This is a genomic window from Flavobacterium hungaricum (genome assembly GCF_015182285.1).
Lineage (GTDB): Bacteria > Bacteroidota > Bacteroidia > Flavobacteriales > Flavobacteriaceae > Flavobacterium > Flavobacterium hungaricum.
In genome coordinates this window covers 885,441-906,709 of the sequence record NZ_PRDM01000002.1, presented here as the reverse complement: position 1 = coordinate 906,709, position 21,269 = coordinate 885,441, and the positions used below count along the sequence as shown (strand labels likewise).

The window sequence follows — 21,269 nt, the reverse complement described above, 5'->3', positions numbered from 1 at the left end:
TGTACTTTTGTGCAGCGTTAGATTATTCGTAACAAAATGAATGGTCGAACTTTAAATTGTCTAATTCACTAATTTTAAATAAGATGCTTAAAGGATTCTTTCATGTACCAAAAGCGGTAAACGAACCAGTAAAAGGTTACGCACCAAATTCACCAGAAAGAGCAGCGGTGCAAGCTGCCTATACTTCTATGTGGAACGCTAAAATTGACGTTCCGTTGTATATTGGAAGTGAAGAAATCAAAACTGGAAACACTAGAAACATAACAGCTCCTCACGATCACAAACATGTAGTTGGAATCTATCATTTAGCTGAAAAACAACATATCGAAAAAGCTATTGCAAATGCACTTGAGTCAAGAAAAGCTTGGGCAAATATGGCTTGGGAACAAAGAGCGGCCATCTTTTTAAAAGCAGCAGAACTAATTGCTGGTCCATATAGAGCACGTATCAATGCTGCTACTATGATCGGACAATCTAAAAATATCCACCAAGCAGAAATTGATGCTTCGTGCGAATTAATTGACTTTTTACGTTACAACGTAGAATTCATGACACAAATCTATAACGATCAGCCAAAATCTGACTCTACAGTTTGGAATCGTTTAGAATACAGACCTCTAGAAGGTTTTGTTTATGCGATTACTCCTTTTAACTTTACTGCTATCGCTGCAAACCTTCCTGCAAGCGCTGCAATGATGGGTAACGTTGTGGTTTGGAAACCAAGTGACAGCCAAGTTTTTTCTACAAAAATTATCTTAGAAGTTTTCAAAGAAGCTGGTGTTCCAGACGGAGTTATCAACGTTGTTTTTGGAGATGCCTTAATGATTACAGATACTGTATTAGCAAGCCGTGATTTTGCGGGTATTCACTTTACAGGATCTACTCATGTATTTAAAGATATCTGGGCAAAAATTGGAGCAAACATCCACAATTACAAAACGTATCCGAGAATCGTCGGCGAAACTGGCGGTAAAGATTTTATCATTGCTCATCCAAGCGCAAACGTAAAACAAGTGGTTACGGGAATCACTCGCGGTGCTTTCGAATTTCAAGGACAAAAATGTTCTGCTGCTTCAAGAGCTTATATTCCACAGAGTTTATGGCCGGCAGTAAAAGAACAATTAACTGCTGACGTAAAATCTATGAAAATGGGTTCTCCAGAAGATTTTGGAAACTTTATTACAGCCGTTATTCACGAAGGTTCTTTTGACAAATTAGCAAGTTATATTGACCAAGCTAAAAAAGATGCTGATGCTGAAATCATTATTGGTGGAAACTACGATAAATCTGTAGGTTATTTTATTGAACCAACAGTTATTGTAACGACAAACCCTAAATATACTACAATGGAAACCGAATTATTCGGACCAGTTATTACAATTTACGTTTACGAAGATGCTAAATGGGAAGAGACTTTAGAGTTAGTTGATACTACTTCTGAGTACGCTTTGACAGGAGCTGTTTTCAGCCAGGATCGTTATGCAATTGAAGTTGCTACAACTAAATTACAAAATGCTGCTGGTAACTTTTATATTAATGACAAACCAACTGGAGCAGTTGTTGGAATGCAGCCGTTTGGTGGTGCAAGAGCTTCTGGAACTAATGACAAAGCAGGTTCTGCATTAAACTTGTTACGTTGGGTATCTCCAAGAACTATCAAGGAAACATTTGTAACTCCAGAAGATTACAGATATCCTTTCTTAGGTTAACAATCCGATTTGAGATTATAAAAAGCCGGAATTTTCTATTGAAAATTCCGGCTTTTACTTTTATGTCTTTTACTTCCCAAATACAGATCGCAATAGCTGCCGATAATCTCAATTCGGTATTGCTTTTTAATTTTCAAAATAGAACTTCTAGATTGAATACTTCAATCGGGAGTCTAGCATTTATTCTTGGTCGTTTATTTTATCAAATCATAATTTCTTAACTGTTTTAGATTACGCTTAAAATTATTTAAAAATTCTTAGAAACATCTAAAAACAAACAAATAAGTAATTAAAAAACAAATAGTTATCATTAATACCCCATCAAAACAGAAACATTAAACATTTCACTTCTGTAAGTTTTTTCTCTTTTTATGGAATTACTAATTTGTAATACTTTTCTTATTTTATTGATTATCAGATATATACAATTTAAAAAAACCTTATTCTAACATTTTAAAAACTTTTCGAGACATTCCACAACTGCTTTCACTTCTTACTTTTGAAAAAACTTAAAAACTATTTTTCGACCACACTATAGTAAAAGAAAAATTTATAAAAATGATATTAAATTTTAAAAAATCGCACAATGAAAAATTTAAAAAATAGTCCCGAAATAATTTTAAAAGCAAAGAGCAGTGGATCTGTTTTAAATTATAAATGGACCAAAAAAACAATACAAAATTTAATTGATCCATTGGAGAAAAACAATGAACTAGAAATTGCCCTTAATAAAATCGGTCATAAAGCCGCTATGGGACTCACCGCTGCGCTTCTGGAATGGGTTTACTGGAGATATAAAGGTTTCGGGACTTCGGGAGAGGAAATAAGACAGCGTATAGAGGCAATTTGGAGCACCATCGAAAACCCTGAAAACACAAAACCATTGGTCTTTGATGAAAATTTAGATTTCCCCGCATTTGGTTTTGTTAACGGCCCTATTTGGGTAGCTTTAATGAACGTAAGAATGATTGATCTTTTATATAAACAAGGTTCTAATTTTCTTCAAAGTGAATTAGTTGGACTTGTTTTATTAGCAAGACATATCACTCCAAAAAAGAAATATTTTGACAGATGGTTTAATCATGTAATGGAAAGTTTAATTGAAATCTTTCCGAACCAGAATTTTAATAAAGCAGCTGAGATTGAAAATTCATTTTACGATTTCTCTAATGAGCCCGCAATTTGCCGCGAATTCTTTTTTGATTTAGAATTTAATTACGATGACGCAAAGTCAAAAGAAGCCTTAAATAATTTTATCGAGCAAATTGATTACAATTCTAATCTATTTTGTTTTGATCAAAAAACACATCAAAAAAGATCCTAAATCAGTTATATATTAAATTAGGTTAATAATTCTGAAAAAACCGCAGTTACTTTATTTTGTAAACTGCGGTTTTTGTATTTTTAGAATTATTAAAGATTAAGCTTTAAACTTTAATGGAAGATGCACGACCTTTTTAGTTTCAAAAAACTCATCCTCAAAAAAATCAGCCAAATCATATAATGTGGCATTTGGAAAATCTTTCAGTTCCTCGCTTAAGTCGCCGCCTTTTAAATAAAGAATACCGTTTTTTAATTTATGTTTATGCTGTTTTTTAATTTTATCCTTAATCCAAGAAACAAAATCAGGCATATTGGTTACAGCGCGGCTCACAATAAAATCGAAATCACCTTTTACCATTTCGGCACGTTTTTGCTCTGCTTTTACATTTTTTAATTCCAGCCCATCTACAACTCCCTGCACCACTTTGATTTTTTTTGCAATAACATCAATCAAATAAAAGCGGGTTTCTGGAAAAAGAATTGCTAACGGAATTCCAGGAAAACCACCTCCAGTTCCAACGTCCAAAACTGTTGTCCCTGGTTCAAACTTCATCACTTTGGCAATACCCAAAGAATGCAGAATGTGTTTGGTATATAAAGAATCAATGTCTTTACGCGAAATCACATTGATTTTTTCATTCCAATCGTGGTATAAAAAGTCTAGTTTTTGAAATTGTTCTTTTTGTATATCGGTTAAATCAGGAAAATATTTCAATATCTCATCCATTGCTGTAAATTTTTAACAAAAGTACTACTTTACGATTGAAATATTTAACTCAATTTTGCAAATTGAGAATTTATAATAATTACCTTTGAAACCTATTTAAAATAATTATGAATAACAGCGCACCTACATTTGCAAGGCAAGATAATATGAAGTTCTTTAGAACTCTTAACTCACGGGTAAACAATTATTTCAAAGAAAATAATCTTAAGAAAACAGGGAACTGGAAACTGCACCTTAAAGCAGTAATTCTTTTTGCTGTATTCTTAACACCATACTTTTTGATTTTAACACTTCCAATGCCTTTTTGGGTAATGCTCCTTTTATCGATTGTAATCGGAATCGGAATGGCTGGTGTGGGCATGAATGTGATGCATGATGGAAATCATGGCTCTTATTCGACCAAAAACTGGATCAATAAATTTATGGGAGGAACTATTTATGTTCTTGCCGGAAATGTTTACAACTGGCAGGTACAGCACAATGTACTTCACCATACTTACACCAATATCCCTGGACATGACGAAGATCTTGATGCAGGAAGAATTATACGTTTTACAGAGCATGCTGAATGGCATAGTTTTCATCGTTTTCAACATTATTATTCTGTTTTTTTATATGGTTTACTGACTTTTAATTGGGCCATTACAACCGATTTTAAACAGATGCGTAATTACCTTAAAAGAAAACTTTCTTACGGCGAGCCAAAAAGTCCTAAAATTCTTTGGACAACATTGGTAATTACCAAAATGATTTACATTTCGATCTGGATTGTACTGCCAATGGCAATTGGAATTACATGGTGGAAAGTACTTTTGGGCTTTTTTGTAATGCATTATACAGCTGGACTAATTTTAAGTGTTGTATTCCAATTAGCTCACGTGGTAGACCATACAGAAAATCCAACCCCAAACGAATTGGGAGAAATGGACAATACCTGGGCAATTCACCAATTGTTTACCACTACTAATTTTGCACCTAAAAATCCAATTGTAAACTGGTACACCGGCGGATTAAACCACCAAATCGAGCATCATATTTTCCCTAATATCAGTCATATTCATTACGGAAAAATTGCAAAAATTGTAAAAGAAACTGCAAAAGAATGCAACTTGCCGTATTATGAGTACAAAACTATGGGAAGTGCTATTGTAGCGCATTTTAAGCATTTAAGAGAATTGGGGATGAAACCTGAATTATCGGTCTAAAACTAAAAAAATCTATTAATAATTAACCTTCCTTAATAGGCCCAGCAAATTAAGGACATTCAAAAACTTTATAATGAATCATATTCTTTCGGACAGAATCAACAACTTAGCGACATCACAAACTTTAGCAATGGCCGCTTTAGCACGCGAATTAAAAGCACAAGGAAAAGATATTATCAGTTTAAGTTTAGGCGAACCAGATTTTAATACGCCGGACTTTATCAAAGAAGCTGTTAAAAAAGCTGTAGACGAAAATTACAGCACTTATTCTCCTGTTGAAGGTTATTTAGAATTGAGAGAAGCAATCTGCAGAAAATTCAAGAGAGACAACGGATTGGAGTACAAACCAACTCAAATTGTCGTTTCTACAGGAGCAAAACAATCATTATACAACATTGCACAAGTAATGTTAAACGATGGTGACGAGGTTATTTTACCAGCACCTTACTGGGTTTCTTACTTTGAAATCGTAAAACTTTCTGGAGGAGTTCCTGTAGAAGTTCCAACATCAGTAGAAACTGATTTTAAAATTACACCAGCGCAATTAGAAGCTGCAATCACACCAAAAACAAAAATGATGTGGTTTTCTTCTCCTTGTAATCCTTCTGGTTCTGTTTACAGCAGAGAAGAATTAACAGCACTTGCAAAAGTTTTAGAAAAACACCCCAATATATACGTAGTTGCAGATGAGATTTATGAGCACATCAATTTCTCTGGAACTTTCTGCAGTATCGGTTCTATCCCAGGAATGCTGGACAGAACAATTACTGTAAACGGAGTTGCAAAAGCATTTGCAATGACAGGATACAGAATTGGTTATATTGGTGCGCCTGAATTTATTGCAAAAGCATGTACCAAAATTCAAGGACAAGTAACATCTGGTGCAAATTCTGTTGCGCAGCGTGCCACTATTACAGCTGTAGATGCAGACCCAAGTGTATTAAACCACATGGTTCAGGCTTTTCACACTCGTAGAGATTTAGTAGTTGGATTATTAAAAGAAATTCCAGGAATAAAAATCAACGTTCCAGAAGGAGCTTTTTATGTTTTCCCAGACGTTTCTTCTTTCTTCGGAAAAACCTTAAAAGGAACAGAGATTAAAGATGCAAACGACGTTTCGATGTATCTTTTGGCAGAAGCTAACGTTGCGACTGTAACAGGAGATGCCTTTGGAAATCCGAACTGTATTCGTTTCTCTTACGCAACAAGCGACGATATCTTAAAAGAAGCATTACGCAGAATTAAAGAAGCTTTAGCAGTTTAATAATTGTAAACAATATATTGAAAAGGGTGTTTTTATAACACCCTTTTTTCATTTAATCCATTAACAGCAAAGCAATATTCTTTGTAATCTCAGTTGGCGAATTACAATCACAATTACTTAACCCCACCACATAAAGCTGTTCTTCCGGCACATAAACTCCCATCGATTTAAACCCAAAAATACTGCCGCCATGTTCGCGGACGGTTTTATTTTTAACCTTTTCTAAATGCCAGCCGTATCCATAATCGATATAAGTTCCATTATTTAACTGATAGTTTGTAAAAGCTTTCTGGGTAAAAACAGATCCCAATACAGTATTATTATCAATAGCATTCTGCCATTTCAGCAAATCATCAACATTTGACATTATTGCTCCCGAAGCATACGGAATAGAAAAACTAATATAATTGGCATTACTGTAAACTTCTTTACCTCGATAGCCAGAGACCCTGTTTTTAATTATTTTATCGTGACTTGCATAATAGGTATTTTGCATTCCTGCTTTCTTAAAAATATTTTCTGATAAAAAATCCTCATAAGTTTTGCCCGAAACAATTTCGATAATAAATCCTAAAAGCACGTAACCAGAATTACAGTATTTATATTCTTCTCCAGGTTTAAAATCAACTGGTTCATTCTTAAAAAAATCAACCAATTCTTTTGGAGACAAATCTTCTCTCGCAATATTTTTAATAGATTTCATACTCGTAAAATCTTTGATTCCAGAAGTATGAGTCAACAAATGGTGTATTGTAATTCTATTTCCGTTTGTTGGATAATCTGGAATAAACTTTGTGATTTCATCCTCCAGCTTTAGTTTTCCCTGTTCTGCCAATATCAAAATAGAAAATGCCGTAAATTGTTTGGTCATTGAACCAATTTCAAAAACAAATTCAGGTTTCATTTTTACATTCATTTCCAAATCTGCCATTCCGAAAGCTTTTCGATAAATGATTTTTCCTTTTTTAACAGCTAGAAATACCGCTCCAGGATTTTCAGATTTAAATCTGGCAGGAATTAAACTGTCTATTTTAGTTTCTAAATTTTGAGAAAATACCGGTTGAAAAATTAAAAACGTAAGAATTAGAATTTTTGAAATTGTTTTCATGTAGTGATTGCTTAGTGATTGATGTTTATTTTGACGACACAATTACGCTTTAGGTTACAACTGCTGTCTTGCGTGAGGGATAGCAGTGGAAAGCCCACAGCCTGACGAAGGAAGTGCGAGGACTTGAAACGGATAGCCCGACCCGCCTTTTTCGGCGGGACACGCCCCTATTAATAACATGAGAAAAAAGCACATTTGAGAAGAAACAACAAAATCTATTTGAATTCTGAAGTCAAGCTTTCAAAATTCCCATTCGACAATATTATAAAACGTCAGTTGCAATGATGTAAGACATAACCTCTTGTAAAATAGCAACTTTGTAATGTATTAATTTAAAAACTATTAGTCATGACACATACAGATGAAACCACAAAAGAAGCAGTTAAAACTTTAGAAGGATTAATTTCAATTCTTGAAGATGGAAAACTAGGATATACTAACGCGGCAGAACATGTAGAAAATCCAGCTATAAAGACTGATTTTCTGGAATATGCACGAGAAAGAGCTTTGTTTATTGTAGAATTACAAGACGAAATCAACAAACTTGGAAAATCTACAGATACTTCTGGCGGAGGACCATTAGGAGCTTTACACCGTACTTGGATTGATATCAAATCATCTTTTACAGGCGGAGATACAGAAGCCATTATCAATGCCTGTGTAACGGGTGAAGAAGCTGCTGTAGAAAAATATAAAAATGCACTCGAAGAAAACCATTTAGAATACAATCAAGTTTCTATCGTTTCAAAACAATTGAATAGCATTCAAAATACGCTATCGCAAATTAAAATGAGAGCGAATTAATCGATCGATCGATTCATGCTTTTTTTTTTGAAAACTGCCCGGTTTTAGGATCGGGCGGTTTTTTTGTTTCAGATAATTTCTAACAAAAAAATAAATTTTCGATTTATAACTTCAATTAGTTCTTATATAAAAACAAAAAATAAATCTTACATTTCAACAATCGAATAATTCATTTATCATTCCAATTAAATACATAAATTATGAATAGATTTCTGTTGTTCTTTTTAATAAGTTTCTACTCATTTACGCTAATTGCACAACAAAAAGTCCCCGTAAAACCTCGGATTCTCATCAGCAGTGATATTGGAGGCACCGATCCAGACGACAATCAGTCTTTTGCACATTTGTTTATGTACAGCGAATTATTCACTATTGAAGGACTCGTTTCTTCTCCCTCTTTTGGAGACGGAAATAAAGAAGAGATTCTACGAATGATCAATTTGTATGAAAAAGATCTGCCTAAACTTAAAAAACACCAAAAAGGATTACTTTCTCCCGACTATTTGCGTTCTATTACTAAACAAGGACGTCATGGCGCTGCGCCGTACATTGGCTACACAAAACCTACAGAAGGCTCTGAATGGATTATAAAATGTGCCAAAAAGAAAGACAAAGAGCCTTTATGGGTATTGGTCTGGGGCGGATTGGAAGATGCAGCACAAGCATTACATGATGCACCCGAAATTCAAAATAAAATAAAAATCGTATGGATTGGCGGTCCCAACAAAAAATGGAGTGCTAACAGTTATGCATATATCGCTGCAAACTTTCCAAACCTTTGGTTTATCGAAAACAACTCTTCGTACTACGGTCTTTTCTCCAATAATAATGAACCTGATAGTGTAAAAACTACTGATTATTATGATAAATATATTCAGGGTGCAGGAAATCTAGGGAAAGATTTTAAAAATTATTACAACGGAAATGTAAAAATGGGAGACACTCCTACCCTACTTTATATGATGGACGGTGATCCAAACCATCCCGAACGTGAAAGCTGGGGCGGCAGTTTTGAAAAAATGACTCACAGCCCCAGAGTGATATTTAACGGCATAACAACCACAAAAGATACTGTTGCTTACTGTACCGTTACAGAATTTCATTTAAAAGGACCCGTTATAAATATCCCAGCAGATTCAGCCTGTTTCTGGATGGAAACCACTCTTAAAGGAAAAGTACAAAAATGGCCGGGATATTATTTAGGCAATGGGGAATATGCTATCAAATATGTGCCAAAACAAGCTGAGATTTTAAAATATAAATTTACCTCAGAGGTGCCAAATTTCCCCGTTCAGGACGGAGTTTTAGTGGTAGAAAACTTATGGCCAGGCAAAAAACACAACACCGATTACAAATTGGGTAACAGCTGGTACACCGACAAATCGGATCCCAATTTATACGACGGCAAGATACAAGGCGGGAAAACAATTTTAAAATGGAGAAACGCCATCTTAATGGATTGGGCAGAACGATGGAGCTGGCTGTTAGATAAATAAATTTCAATAAAAATAGTAATGAATCAACAAAAATTTTCAATTGCCATTTATCAAAAGCCCACTATTACAGAAGCTTTCTTCGCTATTCTTTTAATGTTAATAATCTTCGTTCCTTTCATTTATGGGGTCAATACAAAGCAACCTATTTATTGCCTCAGTGTGATTGTTGGACTTATTGGATTTGGAATTTTTAATAGTATTACAAAAGGTAAGTTTCTGCCTTCAGGAATTATACAAAAAGATACATACATTAGTTTTTCCGAAAATGGTATTGAAATTAACGAAGGGCAGGAATCTACACTATACCAATGGAGTAATCTTGAAGAAATTGAAATAAACATCTTCGCTTATAGCGGAGGATCTTCACGAAATAGTAGAACTCCCTACAATGGATTTGAAAATTCAATCAATTTTATCGAAAATGGAGAAAAATTTAAATATCGATTTTATATTGAAAATGTTCATCAATTTGAATTATTAAAAGAACAGTTCGATAAAATAATTCTACCATTATTAAATCAATATCAAAATCTAAAAGAAGAAAGTTATTAGCAAGGCACAATTGAATTTTGCCCGAAATTATAATAATTTAAACAACGATACAGATTATCTATAAAAGTAGTTTCACTTTTTTAATTTAAAATATTAAGTTAACAATTTCAAAAAAATCCCTTCATCATTAGCAAACTCAAATATTTTATAAGACCTTTGCACACTTTTTTTCGTGAATACCACAAAAGCTAAAGTTTTAGAAATGAAGAAGAAAATTGAGATATTAGCTCCTGCTAGAGATTTAATTGGAGGAATTGCGGCCATAAACAGCGGTGCCGATGCCGTTTATATTGGCGCCCCGCAATTTGGAGCACGTTCTAACGCCAACAATTCTATAGAAGATGTTGCCGAATTGGTAAAATATGCGCATTTATTTAATGCTCAGGTTTTTGTGGTAATGAATACCATTTTGTACGATAACGAATTAGAAACGTGCCGTGCCATGATTTGGGAATTATACGACATTGGTGTTGATGCCTTGATTATTCAAGACATGGCGATTATGGAAATGGACTTACCTCCTATTGTACTTCACGCCAGCACACAAGCCAATAATCGTGATGCCGATAAAATCAAATTCCTTAAAGATGCCGGAATCAAACGTGTCGTTTTAGCACGTGAATTAAACTTGCATCAAATTAAAACAATCTACGACCATGCTGATGTTGAGTTAGAATTTTTCGTAACCGGAGCTTTATGTGTTTCGTTCAGCGGAAACTGTTATATGAGTGTGGCAAACGGAGAACGCAGCGCCAACCGTGGCTCCTGCGCTCAAAACTGTCGTTTACCATACAACTTAATCGACGGAAACGGAGATACTTTAATCAGAAACAGTCACTTACTTTCTATAAAAGATTTAGACGTATCTGATCAGATTCCGAATTTGATCGAAGCTGGAATCGTTTCTTTCAAAATCGAAGGGCGTCTTAAAGATGTAGCTTACGTAAAAAACAACGTATCTTATCTTCGCCAGAAATTAGACAGTTACTTAGAAGGAAGCGACAAATACACCAAAGCTTCTTCAGGAAAATGTACCTACACTTTCGATTCTACTTTAAGCAGAACTTTTAACCGTGGTTATACCGATTATTTCGTTAACGAAAGACACAGTTCTATTGGTTCTTGGGAAAGTCCAAAATCTAAAGGACAATATATTGGTAAATTAATTAGAACTGTTGGAAACGCTTACGAAATCGAAAACGGCGAATTGCTAAACAACGGCGACGGACTTTGTTTCATCAACGAAAACAACGAAGCTGACGGAATTTACGTTAACAAAGCCGAAAACGGGAAAGTATATCCAAACGTTTTAAAAGAAATTAAAGACGGGACTTTTATTTACCGTAATAATGACGCTGCTTTTATTAAAATTGTAGAAAGAGAAGACAGCGCCATCCGCAAAATCGGAACTACTTTATTACTTACTGAAAATGAAAATGGTTTCGAATTAATCGCAACAGACGAAGACGGAAACGTAAGTACAGTAAAATTAGAGCACGCAAAAGAGCAGACTAAAACTGGTGAATCAATCGAAGAAAACATTAAAGTTCAATTGGCAAAAACAGGTTTTACACCTTACAGCGCTGATGAAATTGATGTTGTGTTTTCTCAAAACTGGTTTCTTCCTATTTCAAAAATCAACGAAATGAGAAGAAATGTTTTCGATCAATTATCAGAAATTCGTTTGGCAAATTATGTTCGCGAAGAACACCAATTGGTAAAAACGTCACATCCTTATCCAGAAACGAAATTGGATTTTATGTACAACGTTTCGAACAAAACGGCTCGTAAATTCTACGAACGTCACGGCGTTACCGAAATCGAAAAAGCATTCGAATTACAATGGGATCCAGGAAAATCTCGTGTAATGACCACCAAATATTGCATTAAGTACGAATTAAAAAAATGTCCGATACACCAAAAAGATATTGTTGGTGTCAAGGTAAAAGAACCACTAGTACTAAAGCAAGGCGAATTGGAATACAAACTAAAATTCAACTGTAAACCCTGCGAAATGGAGATCTGGGAAAAAGATGCTGAATTTGAAATTGAAGAAGATCATTTTCATTAAGTGACGTAACCGCAAAGTTTTTTACCGCAAAGGGCACAAAGAATTACGCAAAGGTTCGCAAAGTTTTTTTTAAGCTTTGCGAACTTTTTTTATTCTGGTATTTCCACAATCTTGTCATTTCGACGAAGGAGAAATCTTCACGAGTAGCTCGACAAAGATTAGCTTATTGGAACGGAGTTACTTGCGGAGATTTCTCGTTCCTCGAAATAACAAACTATACGATTACTTTATTTAAAAATTAAATTTCAAATTAAAAAAAATCTGCCGAATCTGCAAAATCTGCGAGAGAAATTTTTTGTCCCTTTTTAACTTAAAAACAAAAACTTTGCGTTCTTCGCGTAATTCTTTGCGAACTTTGCGGTTAAATTTAAATCCCTGAAACTGCAAAAATCAACGTTAGAATAAATTCCATTTTCTTTATATTTACTCACAAAACAAAATTTAAATGGAGCAAAAAAACAATCTAGCCAAATATTCAATTATTGCCGGTTTTTTAATTTGTTCATTCTTTCCAGTTTTAATATTTTCAGATAGCTATTTTATTTTTCAATGCATTCAAATATGTAATTTTGGCACATTTTGGAATCCCATTTTCTGGGGAATTTTGTTTCCATTATTCATCATTTTTCTATTTTGGAATACCGCTAAAAAAATAAGCTATTCACTTAATCAAATCAATTATTTCCAAGCTTGTTCTCAATTTTCTTTCGGAGTAAGTTCAAAAATTACAGCAGCACTTTTTACAATATATGTTATTGGATTATTGGTAAACGGAATTTCATCAGTACATAACGTGCAAATTCCTTATCAAATTTTATTTTCATTACTAATGATTTTATTTCTATCCTTTATATTAATGATGCTAACTTTTGTAAGCAGTTTAATTATTGTAAAACTAAATCAACAAAAAATATAATTTGGCCAGGAACGATGTATACTACAGAAGATGGATAAGATTAATAGGGGCGATTTCTACGTTCTTTGTATTGATCGGTTTCTTTCCTGTGATTGGCAATATTTGTACAATTCTGTACTACAATGATACTTATATTAACTCCGAAAAATATCAAAAGAAATATGTTTTGATTGATTCATTAGAATATTTTTCATCCGATCCAGAAGCCAGAGTTGATGGTTACTCAAAAGATCTGAATAATTACAAAACAATTATATTACTTAATAAGGACAGAGATGAAGAAAGCAAAATAGATTCTACAGGAAATGCTCATATGTATGTATGGTATCGAAATGGGATTGATTTTGCTTATCCGGCAAAAAAAGAAGACAAAAGTTTACCGGCAAAAAAAATATTTTATCAAAAAGCTGCGATTCCTTTCTTTTGGCTTCTATCTATTATAATAACAGTCCTAATGTATAAAATCATAAAAAACAGTAAACTTTTTAAAGGATTTGAGGACTAAAACAATAAAGTTATTGAACTTTTGAATTGGTATTGAACCACAAAATTTAATCAAATTGACTATTTTTGTTTACCGAACAACTCAAAACTCCAAAATGAAAATACTACTTCTAGGTTCAGGCGAATTAGGCAAAGAATTTGTCATTGCCGCGCAACGAATCGGACAAACCATAATTGCAGTTGATAGTTACGAAAACGCGCCGGCAATGCAGGTTGCACATGGATTTGAAGTCATCAATATGCTTGACGGCGAAGCTCTGGACCGAATCGTAGCCAAACACCAGCCAGACTTTATCGTTCCGGAAATAGAAGCCATTCGCACCGAACGTTTTTACGATTACGAGAAGCAGGGAATCACTGTTGTTCCTTCAGCGAAAGCGGCCAACTTTACTATGAACCGTAAAGCAATCCGTGATTTAGCTGCAAAAGAATTAGGTTTAAAAACGGCTAAATACCAATACGCAACTTCTGCAGAAGAACTACAAAAAGCCGTTCAGGAAGTCGGCATTCCTTGTGTGGTAAAACCTTTAATGTCTTCATCCGGAAAAGGACAATCGACTATAAAAACAGAAAGCGATATCGAAAAAGCATGGCAATATGCCGTTGCGGGTTCGCGTGGCGACGTTATCGAAGTGATTGTAGAAGCTTTTGTAGATTTTCATTCAGAGATTACACTTTTGACGATTACCCAAAACGGAAATCCAACTTTATTTTGCGCCCCAATCGGCCACCGACAAGAACGAGGCGATTATCAGGAAAGCTGGCAGCCGGCTTTGGTTTCAGAAAAAGATTTGTACGAAGCGCAGGATATGGCCGAAAAAATTACCGAAGCTCTTGGCGGAGCAGGACTTTTTGGTGTTGAATTTTTCTTAACCAGCGAAGGCGTTTATTTCTCTGAACTCTCTCCGCGTCCGCACGATACGGGAATGGTAACTTTGGCCGGAACACAGAATTTTAACGAATTTGAATTGCATTTACGTGCGATTTTAAGCCTTCCAATTTTCGAAATTACGTTAGAAAAAGCCGGAGCAAGTGCCGTAATTTTAGCATCAGAAGATTCGACAAATCCAACTTTTACGGGAATCGAAAAAGTCGCTGCTTTACCCAAAACAGATTTTAGAATATTCGGGAAACCGACTTCAAGACCGTACCGCAGAATGGGAGTTGTTTTGAGTCATGATTCTTTGGCTACTCCAATCAACGAAATAACAGAACGCGCAAAAGCAACCGCAAAATTAATAACTGTAAATTCTTAACTATGAAAAATATACTTTTAGCTGCATTTCTATTTATTGGAACTGCGGTAAACGCACAAGACAAAAAGAAATTTGACAAACCTACTGTTGTAGAGGCTTCCTGCGGCGAATGTCAATTCGGAATGAAAGGCAAAAGCTGTGATTTAGCTGTTCGTATTGACGGAAAAAGCTATTTTGTTGACGGAACAACAATCCACGATCATGGTGATGCGCATGCCGATAATGGCTTTTGTAATGCCGTAAGAAAAGCATCTGTTACAGGAGAAATAAAAGGTAATCGTTTTGTAGCCAGTTCATTCACTTTAATAGACGAGAAAAAATAATATGGCATTGATCCTCGAAAACATTGCCAAACACGTTACGCTTACTCCAGAAGAACAGGCACTTTTTTTATCTAAATTGGAAACTCAGATTTACAAACCAAAAACGATTCTGCTGAATGCGGGCGAAGTTTGTAAACACTCCTATTTTGTAAATTCTGGAATTTTAAGAAGCTTTAATATCAACGATAATATTGTAGAACATGTACTTTCTTTTGCCTGCGAAGGCTGGTGGATGAGCGATATGTACAGTTATTTTTCGCAGAAACCCGGACAGCTTTTTATTGAAGTTCTGGAAGAAGCCGAAGTTGTTTCTTTATCTAAAGAAAATCAAGAACAATTGTATCTTGAAATTCCAAAGCTAGAACGTTTTTTCAGGATTTTAATTGAAAATTCTTTGGTCGCAAACCAGCAAAGATTGATGGACAATTTAAGTTTACCCGCAGAAGAACGTTTTGAAAAATTCAGCAAAAAATACGGAACCTTAATTCATAAAGTACCTCAAAAACAAATCGCTTCTTTCATTGGAGTAACGCCGGAATTTTTCAGCAAAATGAAAGCTAGGCTTTTGAAAAAATAAAGTTTTTCCGCCACGAATTCACAAATTTTTATTCTCAAAAATTATTAAAAGATAATTCGTGAATTCGTGGCGAAAAAAAAAAAATTAAAATTGCTCCACCTCCGTAGAATGTTTCATAGCTGTTATGGTTGATTTTCCTATCATAACCGTATTTTGAACCGCATCAAAATAAGAAGTTCCCACAAAAGCCTGATGTTTTACTGCCCTGAATCCGTTTTTCTGCAAAGCGAATTCACGTTCCTGCAATTCAGAATAGCCTGCCATGCCGCGTTCCTTATAGGCTTTTGACAATTCAAACATACTGGTATTCAAAGCATGGAATCCTGCCAAAGTAATGAACTGGAATTTATAACCCATTGCAGCTAAATCTTCCCTAAATGTTTCCATTTCGGCCACCGTTAATTTTGCAGCCCAGTTGAAAGACGGAGAACAGTTGTACGCCAGCATTTTATCCGGAAATTCTTTTTTCATAGCCGTCGCAAACTTTCTCGCATAATCCAAATCCGGATTACTAGTTTCCATCCAAATTAAATCCGCGTAAGGTGCGTAGCTCAAGCCTCTTGCAATTCCCTGCTCGATTCCATTATTTACATAGAAAAAACCTTCAGCCGTTTTTTCGCCTGTTAAAAATTTCCTGTCTCTTGGGTCAGCATCGCTCGTTAATAAATTGGCGGCATCAGCATCTGTTCTCGCAACGATTAAAGTGGAAACACCCATAACATCAGAAGCCAAACGCGCTGCAATTAATTTATTGATCGCTTCCTGAGTTGGCACCAAAACTTTTCCGCCCAAGTGTCCGCACTTTTTAGCAGAACTCAGCTGATCTTCAAAATGAACTCCAGAAGCTCCAGCTTCAATCATTGATTTCATTAATTCGAAAGCATTCAGATTTCCCCCAAAGCCTGCTTCGGCATCGGCTACAATCGGAACCAGATAATCTTTTTTATCTTCAATATTATTTACAGTCTGAATCTGATCAGCACGCAATAAAGCGTTATTAATTTTTTTAACCACCATCGGAACGCTGTTTACAGGATAAAGTGACTGGTCCGGGTACATTTCTCCCGCCAGATTTGCATCGGCCGCAACCTGCCAGCCGCTTAAGTAAATTGCTTCTAAACCCGCATCAACTTCCTGAATCGCCTGATTTCCGGTTAACGCGCCCAACCCCGCAACATAATCCTGACTTTTTAACTTTCTCCATAATTTTTGCGCTCCCATTTTGGCAATAGAATGCTCAATTTGATAAGATCCCTGAAGCGTAACTACTTCTGCTGCAGTGTAAGGACGTTCAACGCCTTTCCATCTCGGGTTCGTTATCCAATCGTTAATCAATTCCTGAATTCTGTCTTCTGTTGTTTTCATAAATAGTTTAGTTAAAGCGGTTAGTAAGTAAGAGTGTTCAGTCGCAGTTTTTAGTATTCAGTTTTAACTGGACTTAATTTTTTTTGCAGTAAAGTCTCTAGTTTTATCTGCTTGATCTGCTAAATCTGCGTGAAAAAGTTATTCGCTCTCAGATTGGGCAGATTGAGCAGATTTTATTTAAAATCACAAATATTTGTAACATGGAATCGTCAGAAAGCCAACGAAATCAGTATTTACAACTAATCTTTCCAATACTTTTTCAGCCAGTGGAAATTGTTGTTTTTCATGATTTTCGTCTCCTAATTCCTCTTTTATTTTTCTGAATTCATCTAAAGCCAATTCGTGATAATACGCCAAATCTAGTTTTCGTCCATTATCTAAAACCACTTTATTCTGAAGCCATTGCCACAATTGCGATCTCGAAATTTCGGCGGTTGCGGCATCTTCCATCAAATTATGCAATGCCGCTGCACCTTGTCCGTTCAGCCATGAAGCCAAATACAAAACCCCAACATTGATATTTTTTCGAACACCATTTTCAGTGATGATTCCAATTGGTGGTTCAATCAAATCAGCTTCTGTAATTTTTCGATGTTCTCTTTTAATATGAATTTGATTGGGAGTCGGCATTCCTTTATCAAAAATTTCTTTTGCCAGCAAAACCAAATCCGGATGCGCTACCCAGGTTCCATCGTGGCCATTTCGAACTTCGCGCTCTTTATCGGTTTTCACTTTCGCGAAAGCAAGAGCGTTAGCTTCTTCATTATTTCGAATCGGAATCTGCGCTGCCATGCCGCCAATGGCATGAATTCCTCTTTTATGACATCTTTGGATAACTAAATTCGAATATGCATTCATAAAAGGCGAAGTCATGGTTACCTGATCGCGATCTGGAACAATGAATTTTGGATTTTTTCTAAACTTTTTGATGTAAGAAAAAATATAATCCCAGCGTCCGCAGTTTAAGCCAACGATATGTTCTTTCAATTCATATATGATTTCATCCAGCTGAAAACTTGCCGTAATGGTTTCGATTAAAACCGTCACTTTTATAGTGCCTCTTTTCAGTTTTAAATAATCCTCGGTAAAATCAATAACCGTATTCCACCAGCGTGCTTCCAGATAATGTTCTAATTTCGGGATGTAGAAATACGGTCCTGAATTGTTTTCTAAAAGTCGTTTATGGTTATGAAAAACATACAATCCAAAATCTACCAGAGAACCCGAAACTTCTTTTCCTTCAATTAAAAGATGCTTTTCGGGTAGGTGTAAACCACGAGGACGTACGATTAACGTTGCTGTTTTTTCATTTAAATGATAGGACTTTTGCTTCACCAAATCAGTAAACGTGATTGTTTTATTAACCGCGTCGATTAAATTGAGCTGGCCTTCCATTAAATTCTGCCAGGTGGGCGAAGTGCTGTCTTCAAAATCAGCCATAAAAGTTTTTGCTCCCGAATTCAAAGCGTTGATAATCATTTTGCGATCAACCGGACCTGTAATCTCCACTCTTCGGTCTAATAAATCTTTCGGAATTTCACCAGCCGTCCAATTCCCTTCTCTCACGTTTTTAGTTTCCGGAATAAAAACCGGCATGTTTCCCTGATCGAAAGTGACTTGTTTTTGATCGCGCTGCAAAAGCAATAGTTTTCGCTGTGATTCGAATTTTCTATGCAATTCAGTTATAAAAGCAATCGCTCCTTCTGTCCAGATCTTTGGATATCGAAGCTTCTTTTCGGCTAAAAACTCCATTGCCGTTTCGGTAATTTCTAATTGGTTTTTCATAGCTGCTGATTTTTATTTTTAATTGGTCAGCCATGCAATCGCTTAGTCTATTTTGTCTTTCCAAAGACAATATTTAATTAGCGATGTCATAGCTAATATATTTTATACTACAATGTTACAAAAAGTTTTTTATAAAAATAGCGAACGTTCGCTAAAATTTAAAAATATTTTTTTGGCGATTATTTGTAAATCAGTTACATTTGATATTATGGATATCGAAAAAGACTATATAAAGCTGATATTTGGACTTAAACTCAAGCAAGTCAGAACTCAAAAAAATCTTTCTCTTTTTGGACTGGCCAAATTGACGAATCTTTCAAAATCGTATTTAAACGAAATTGAAAAGGGAAAAAAATATCCAAAAGCAGATAAAATTTTGCTTTTATGCAAACATTTGGACGTGAGTTACGACCAAATGGTGTCTTTAAAACTCGATAACAACCTCGCTCCGATTGGTGAAATTTTAAAATCAGGAATTTTAAAAGAGATTCCGCTAGACCTTTTCGGAATTCAGGAAGCAGATTTAATAGATATTATTGCGAATGCTCCGGCAAAAGTCAATGCGTTTATTAGTACCATTATCGAAATTGCACAGCATTATAATTTAAGCCGTGAAAGTTTCTTTTTAGCTGCTTTACGATCGTATCAGGAAGCGCACAGCAATTATTTTGAAGATTTAGAAGAAAAAGTAATCGCATTTTCGAAGTCGTTTCAGATTAATTTGGATTCAAAAATTACTATTGAAGAATTAGAAGCAATTCTAAAAGAAGAATACGAATACAGCATTAAAGAAATTGTTTTTACAGATCAAGAAGCTTTAGGCGATTTGCGTTCGATTTACGTTCCGAAAAGCAGAACTTTATTGCTGTCAACAGAACTCGACGCTCCCCAAAAGGCTTTTATTTTAGCAAAAGAAATTGCTTATAATTATTTAAAAATATCGGATCGTCTGCTGACTTTCAGCTGGATTAAGTTTGAAAATTTCGATCAGGTTTTGCACAATTTTTACGCTTCGTATTTTGCCGGCGCTTTATTACTGCCTAGAAAATTACTAGTAGATAAAATCAATTCCTTTTTAGAAAATAAAAATCCAAAGCCGGAAGAATTTGTCGCACTAATAGAAAGTTTCGAAGTTTCACCAGAATCTTTTTACCAGCGATTAACCAATTTATTACCCAAAGATTTTCAGCTGAAAAACCTATTTTTTCTAAGATTATCGCATCGCGTAGGTTCTGATGTTTATCAAATTAATAAAGAACTGCACATTACACATCAGCAGGAACCACATGCCAACGAAACCAACGAACATTATTGCAGAAGATGGGTTTCGGTTAAAACAATAGACGAAGCTATCAGACAAAACAAATCTCATTTTTTTGATGCGCAGATTTCCAGCTATGCCAATAGTGGTAACGAGTATCTTGTTTTTTCATCGGCTACAAAAGATCCTTTCGCAGATCATTATATTAGAAGTATTTCTGTCGGCATCCTGATAAATCCGACAATGAAAAAGAAATTCAAATTCATCGAAGGAAAACCTTTAGTAAAAAGAATTGTAGGTGTTACCTGCGAGACTTGCGCGGTAAAAGATTGTTTAGAAAGAGCTGCGCCTCCAATTGTTTTAGAAAGAAAGAAACGCCATGAGAACACAGATGCTGTTGTGCAGCAGTTTATCTCACAATATAGTTAGAAATCATGAAATATTTTACCTTAATAATAGTACTGCTTTCCATCAGCTGGAATCAGGAAAAAGAAAAACTTACCGGCCGTTATAATTATTTAATAGAAGATGACAATTCCTATATTCAAAAAGATAAAATTACTTTTAAGGATAGTGTTTTTGTATTTGACAACAAGTATATGCCAAAAGGAAAAATCTCTTATGGCAATACAATACTATTGGATAATTTCATAAATATTGATTTAATTATAAGCATCTCAAAAGATCAAATCCAAAAAGATACGATACTATTTTACATGCACGATAAGCAAAGTTCTTCTGCCAATTACCTTGATGAAGTGGTCGGAAAAGGAAAATTGATTAGGATTAAGTAATTTAGTTTTTTTTCTAATCGCAATCCCGATAGCTATCGGGAGAGAAGTCGCAAAGTTTTATTTCATTTTGAATATAATCACCTAAACATATCTTCTCGCAATCTTTTCATCACTCCTTCGTCGAGATGACAAACTGTGTGCTAGACGCACTACTGTGCGCCTCTACCTTAAAACCTTTGAACCTCTGCAACTTTGAACCTTTGCACCTTACAACTTCAGAACCTTAGAA

At 35.1% G+C, this 21,269-nt stretch carries 19 protein-coding genes; 15 read left to right on the top strand and 4 right to left on the bottom strand.

Going from position 1 to position 21,269, the window contains the following annotated elements; all coding sequences use genetic code 11:
* Positions 1 to 83: 83 nt before the first annotated feature.
* Entirely contained in the window at positions 84 to 1,709 is a 1,626-nt protein-coding gene (pruA, locus tag C4F50_RS11675) for an L-glutamate gamma-semialdehyde dehydrogenase (RefSeq protein WP_194138834.1), read from the top strand.
* 586 nt (positions 1,710 to 2,295) lie between these two features.
* Positions 2,296 to 3,033 (top strand): hypothetical protein, encoded by a 738-nt coding sequence (locus tag C4F50_RS11670; RefSeq protein ID WP_194138833.1) that lies wholly within the window; start codon positions 2,296 to 2,298, stop codon positions 3,031 to 3,033.
* Positions 3,034 to 3,129: 96 nt separating this feature from the next.
* On the opposite strand, the gene rsmG is transcribed toward C4F50_RS11670, so the two are convergent.
* Positions 3,130 to 3,759, bottom strand: coding sequence for a 16S rRNA (guanine(527)-N(7))-methyltransferase RsmG (rsmG, locus tag C4F50_RS11665; protein ID WP_194138832.1), 630 nt, complete (start codon positions 3,757 to 3,759; stop codon positions 3,130 to 3,132).
* A 107-nt stretch (positions 3,760 to 3,866) separates the two neighbouring features.
* On the opposite strand from rsmG, the gene C4F50_RS11660 reads away from it, so the two are divergent.
* Together C4F50_RS11660 and C4F50_RS11655 are read left to right on the top strand one after the other, a co-directional pair.
* Complete coding sequence (locus C4F50_RS11660) at positions 3,867 to 4,964, top strand: fatty acid desaturase family protein (protein WP_194138831.1); 1,098 nt, start codon at positions 3,867 to 3,869, stop codon at positions 4,962 to 4,964.
* 73 nt (positions 4,965 to 5,037) lie between these two features.
* The gene (locus C4F50_RS11655) at positions 5,038 to 6,228 is read left to right on the top strand and encodes a pyridoxal phosphate-dependent aminotransferase (RefSeq protein WP_194138830.1); all 1,191 of its coding nucleotides are present in this window, start codon (positions 5,038 to 5,040) and stop codon (positions 6,226 to 6,228) included.
* 52 nt (positions 6,229 to 6,280) lie between these two features.
* On the opposite strand, the gene C4F50_RS11650 is transcribed toward C4F50_RS11655, so the two are convergent.
* Positions 6,281 to 7,336, bottom strand: coding sequence for a serine hydrolase domain-containing protein (locus C4F50_RS11650; RefSeq protein WP_194138829.1), 1,056 nt, complete (start codon positions 7,334 to 7,336; stop codon positions 6,281 to 6,283).
* A gap of 348 nt (positions 7,337 to 7,684) precedes the next feature.
* On the opposite strand from C4F50_RS11650, the gene C4F50_RS11645 reads away from it, so the two are divergent.
* The 9 genes from C4F50_RS11645 to C4F50_RS11605 all read left to right on the top strand — a co-directional run bounded on the left by C4F50_RS11645 (position 7,685) and on the right by C4F50_RS11605 (position 15,835).
* Complete coding sequence (locus tag C4F50_RS11645; protein ID WP_194138828.1) at positions 7,685 to 8,140, top strand: ferritin-like domain-containing protein; 456 nt, start codon at positions 7,685 to 7,687, stop codon at positions 8,138 to 8,140.
* Between the two features lie 200 nt (positions 8,141 to 8,340).
* A complete protein-coding gene (locus C4F50_RS11640; RefSeq protein ID WP_194138827.1) occupies positions 8,341 to 9,636 on the top strand; it encodes a nucleoside hydrolase-like domain-containing protein in 1,296 nt (431 codons plus the stop codon).
* An 18-nt stretch (positions 9,637 to 9,654) separates the two neighbouring features.
* Complete coding sequence (locus tag C4F50_RS11635; protein WP_194138826.1) at positions 9,655 to 10,188, top strand: hypothetical protein; 534 nt, start codon at positions 9,655 to 9,657, stop codon at positions 10,186 to 10,188.
* A gap of 202 nt (positions 10,189 to 10,390) precedes the next feature.
* Positions 10,391 to 12,259 (top strand): peptidase U32 family protein, encoded by a 1,869-nt coding sequence (locus tag C4F50_RS11630; RefSeq protein ID WP_194138825.1) that lies wholly within the window; start codon positions 10,391 to 10,393, stop codon positions 12,257 to 12,259.
* 445 nt (positions 12,260 to 12,704) lie between these two features.
* Positions 12,705 to 13,175 carry a hypothetical protein gene (locus C4F50_RS11625; RefSeq protein ID WP_194138824.1) on the top strand — a complete coding sequence of 157 codons (471 nt, stop codon included), beginning with the start codon at positions 12,705 to 12,707 and terminating at the stop codon, positions 13,173 to 13,175.
* 1 nt (position 13,176) lies between these two features.
* Positions 13,177 to 13,680 (top strand): hypothetical protein, encoded by a 504-nt coding sequence (locus C4F50_RS11620; RefSeq protein ID WP_194138823.1) that lies wholly within the window; start codon positions 13,177 to 13,179, stop codon positions 13,678 to 13,680.
* Positions 13,681 to 13,774: 94 nt separating this feature from the next.
* Positions 13,775 to 14,935, top strand: coding sequence for a formate-dependent phosphoribosylglycinamide formyltransferase (gene purT, locus C4F50_RS11615; RefSeq protein WP_194138822.1), 1,161 nt, complete (start codon positions 13,775 to 13,777; stop codon positions 14,933 to 14,935).
* A gap of 2 nt (positions 14,936 to 14,937) precedes the next feature.
* On the top strand, positions 14,938 to 15,258 hold the full coding sequence (locus C4F50_RS11610) for a DUF6370 family protein (protein WP_194138821.1): 321 nt from the start codon (positions 14,938 to 14,940) through the stop codon (positions 15,256 to 15,258).
* A gap of 1 nt (position 15,259) precedes the next feature.
* Positions 15,260 to 15,835 (top strand): Crp/Fnr family transcriptional regulator, encoded by a 576-nt coding sequence (locus C4F50_RS11605; protein ID WP_194138820.1) that lies wholly within the window; start codon positions 15,260 to 15,262, stop codon positions 15,833 to 15,835.
* An 84-nt stretch (positions 15,836 to 15,919) separates the two neighbouring features.
* Here the strand turns inward: C4F50_RS11605 and aceA are convergent, their stop codons facing one another.
* Positions 15,920 to 17,200: an isocitrate lyase gene (aceA, locus tag C4F50_RS11600; RefSeq protein WP_194138819.1), complete on the bottom strand. Its 1,281-nt coding sequence runs from the start codon at positions 17,198 to 17,200 to the stop codon at positions 15,920 to 15,922.
* Positions 17,201 to 17,383: 183 nt separating this feature from the next.
* Positions 17,384 to 18,985, bottom strand: a complete 1,602-nt coding sequence (gene aceB / locus C4F50_RS11595; protein WP_194138818.1) for a malate synthase A — start codon at positions 18,983 to 18,985, stop codon at positions 17,384 to 17,386.
* A 208-nt stretch (positions 18,986 to 19,193) separates the two neighbouring features.
* Between aceB and C4F50_RS11590 the strand changes: the two genes are divergently transcribed.
* Both C4F50_RS11590 and C4F50_RS11585 read left to right on the top strand, forming a co-directional pair.
* Positions 19,194 to 20,675 (top strand): helix-turn-helix domain-containing protein, encoded by a 1,482-nt coding sequence (locus tag C4F50_RS11590; RefSeq protein ID WP_194139147.1) that lies wholly within the window; start codon positions 19,194 to 19,196, stop codon positions 20,673 to 20,675.
* 5 nt (positions 20,676 to 20,680) lie between these two features.
* Positions 20,681 to 21,040, top strand: coding sequence for a hypothetical protein (locus C4F50_RS11585; RefSeq protein ID WP_194138817.1), 360 nt, complete (start codon positions 20,681 to 20,683; stop codon positions 21,038 to 21,040).
* Positions 21,041 to 21,269: the final 229 nt, after the last annotated feature.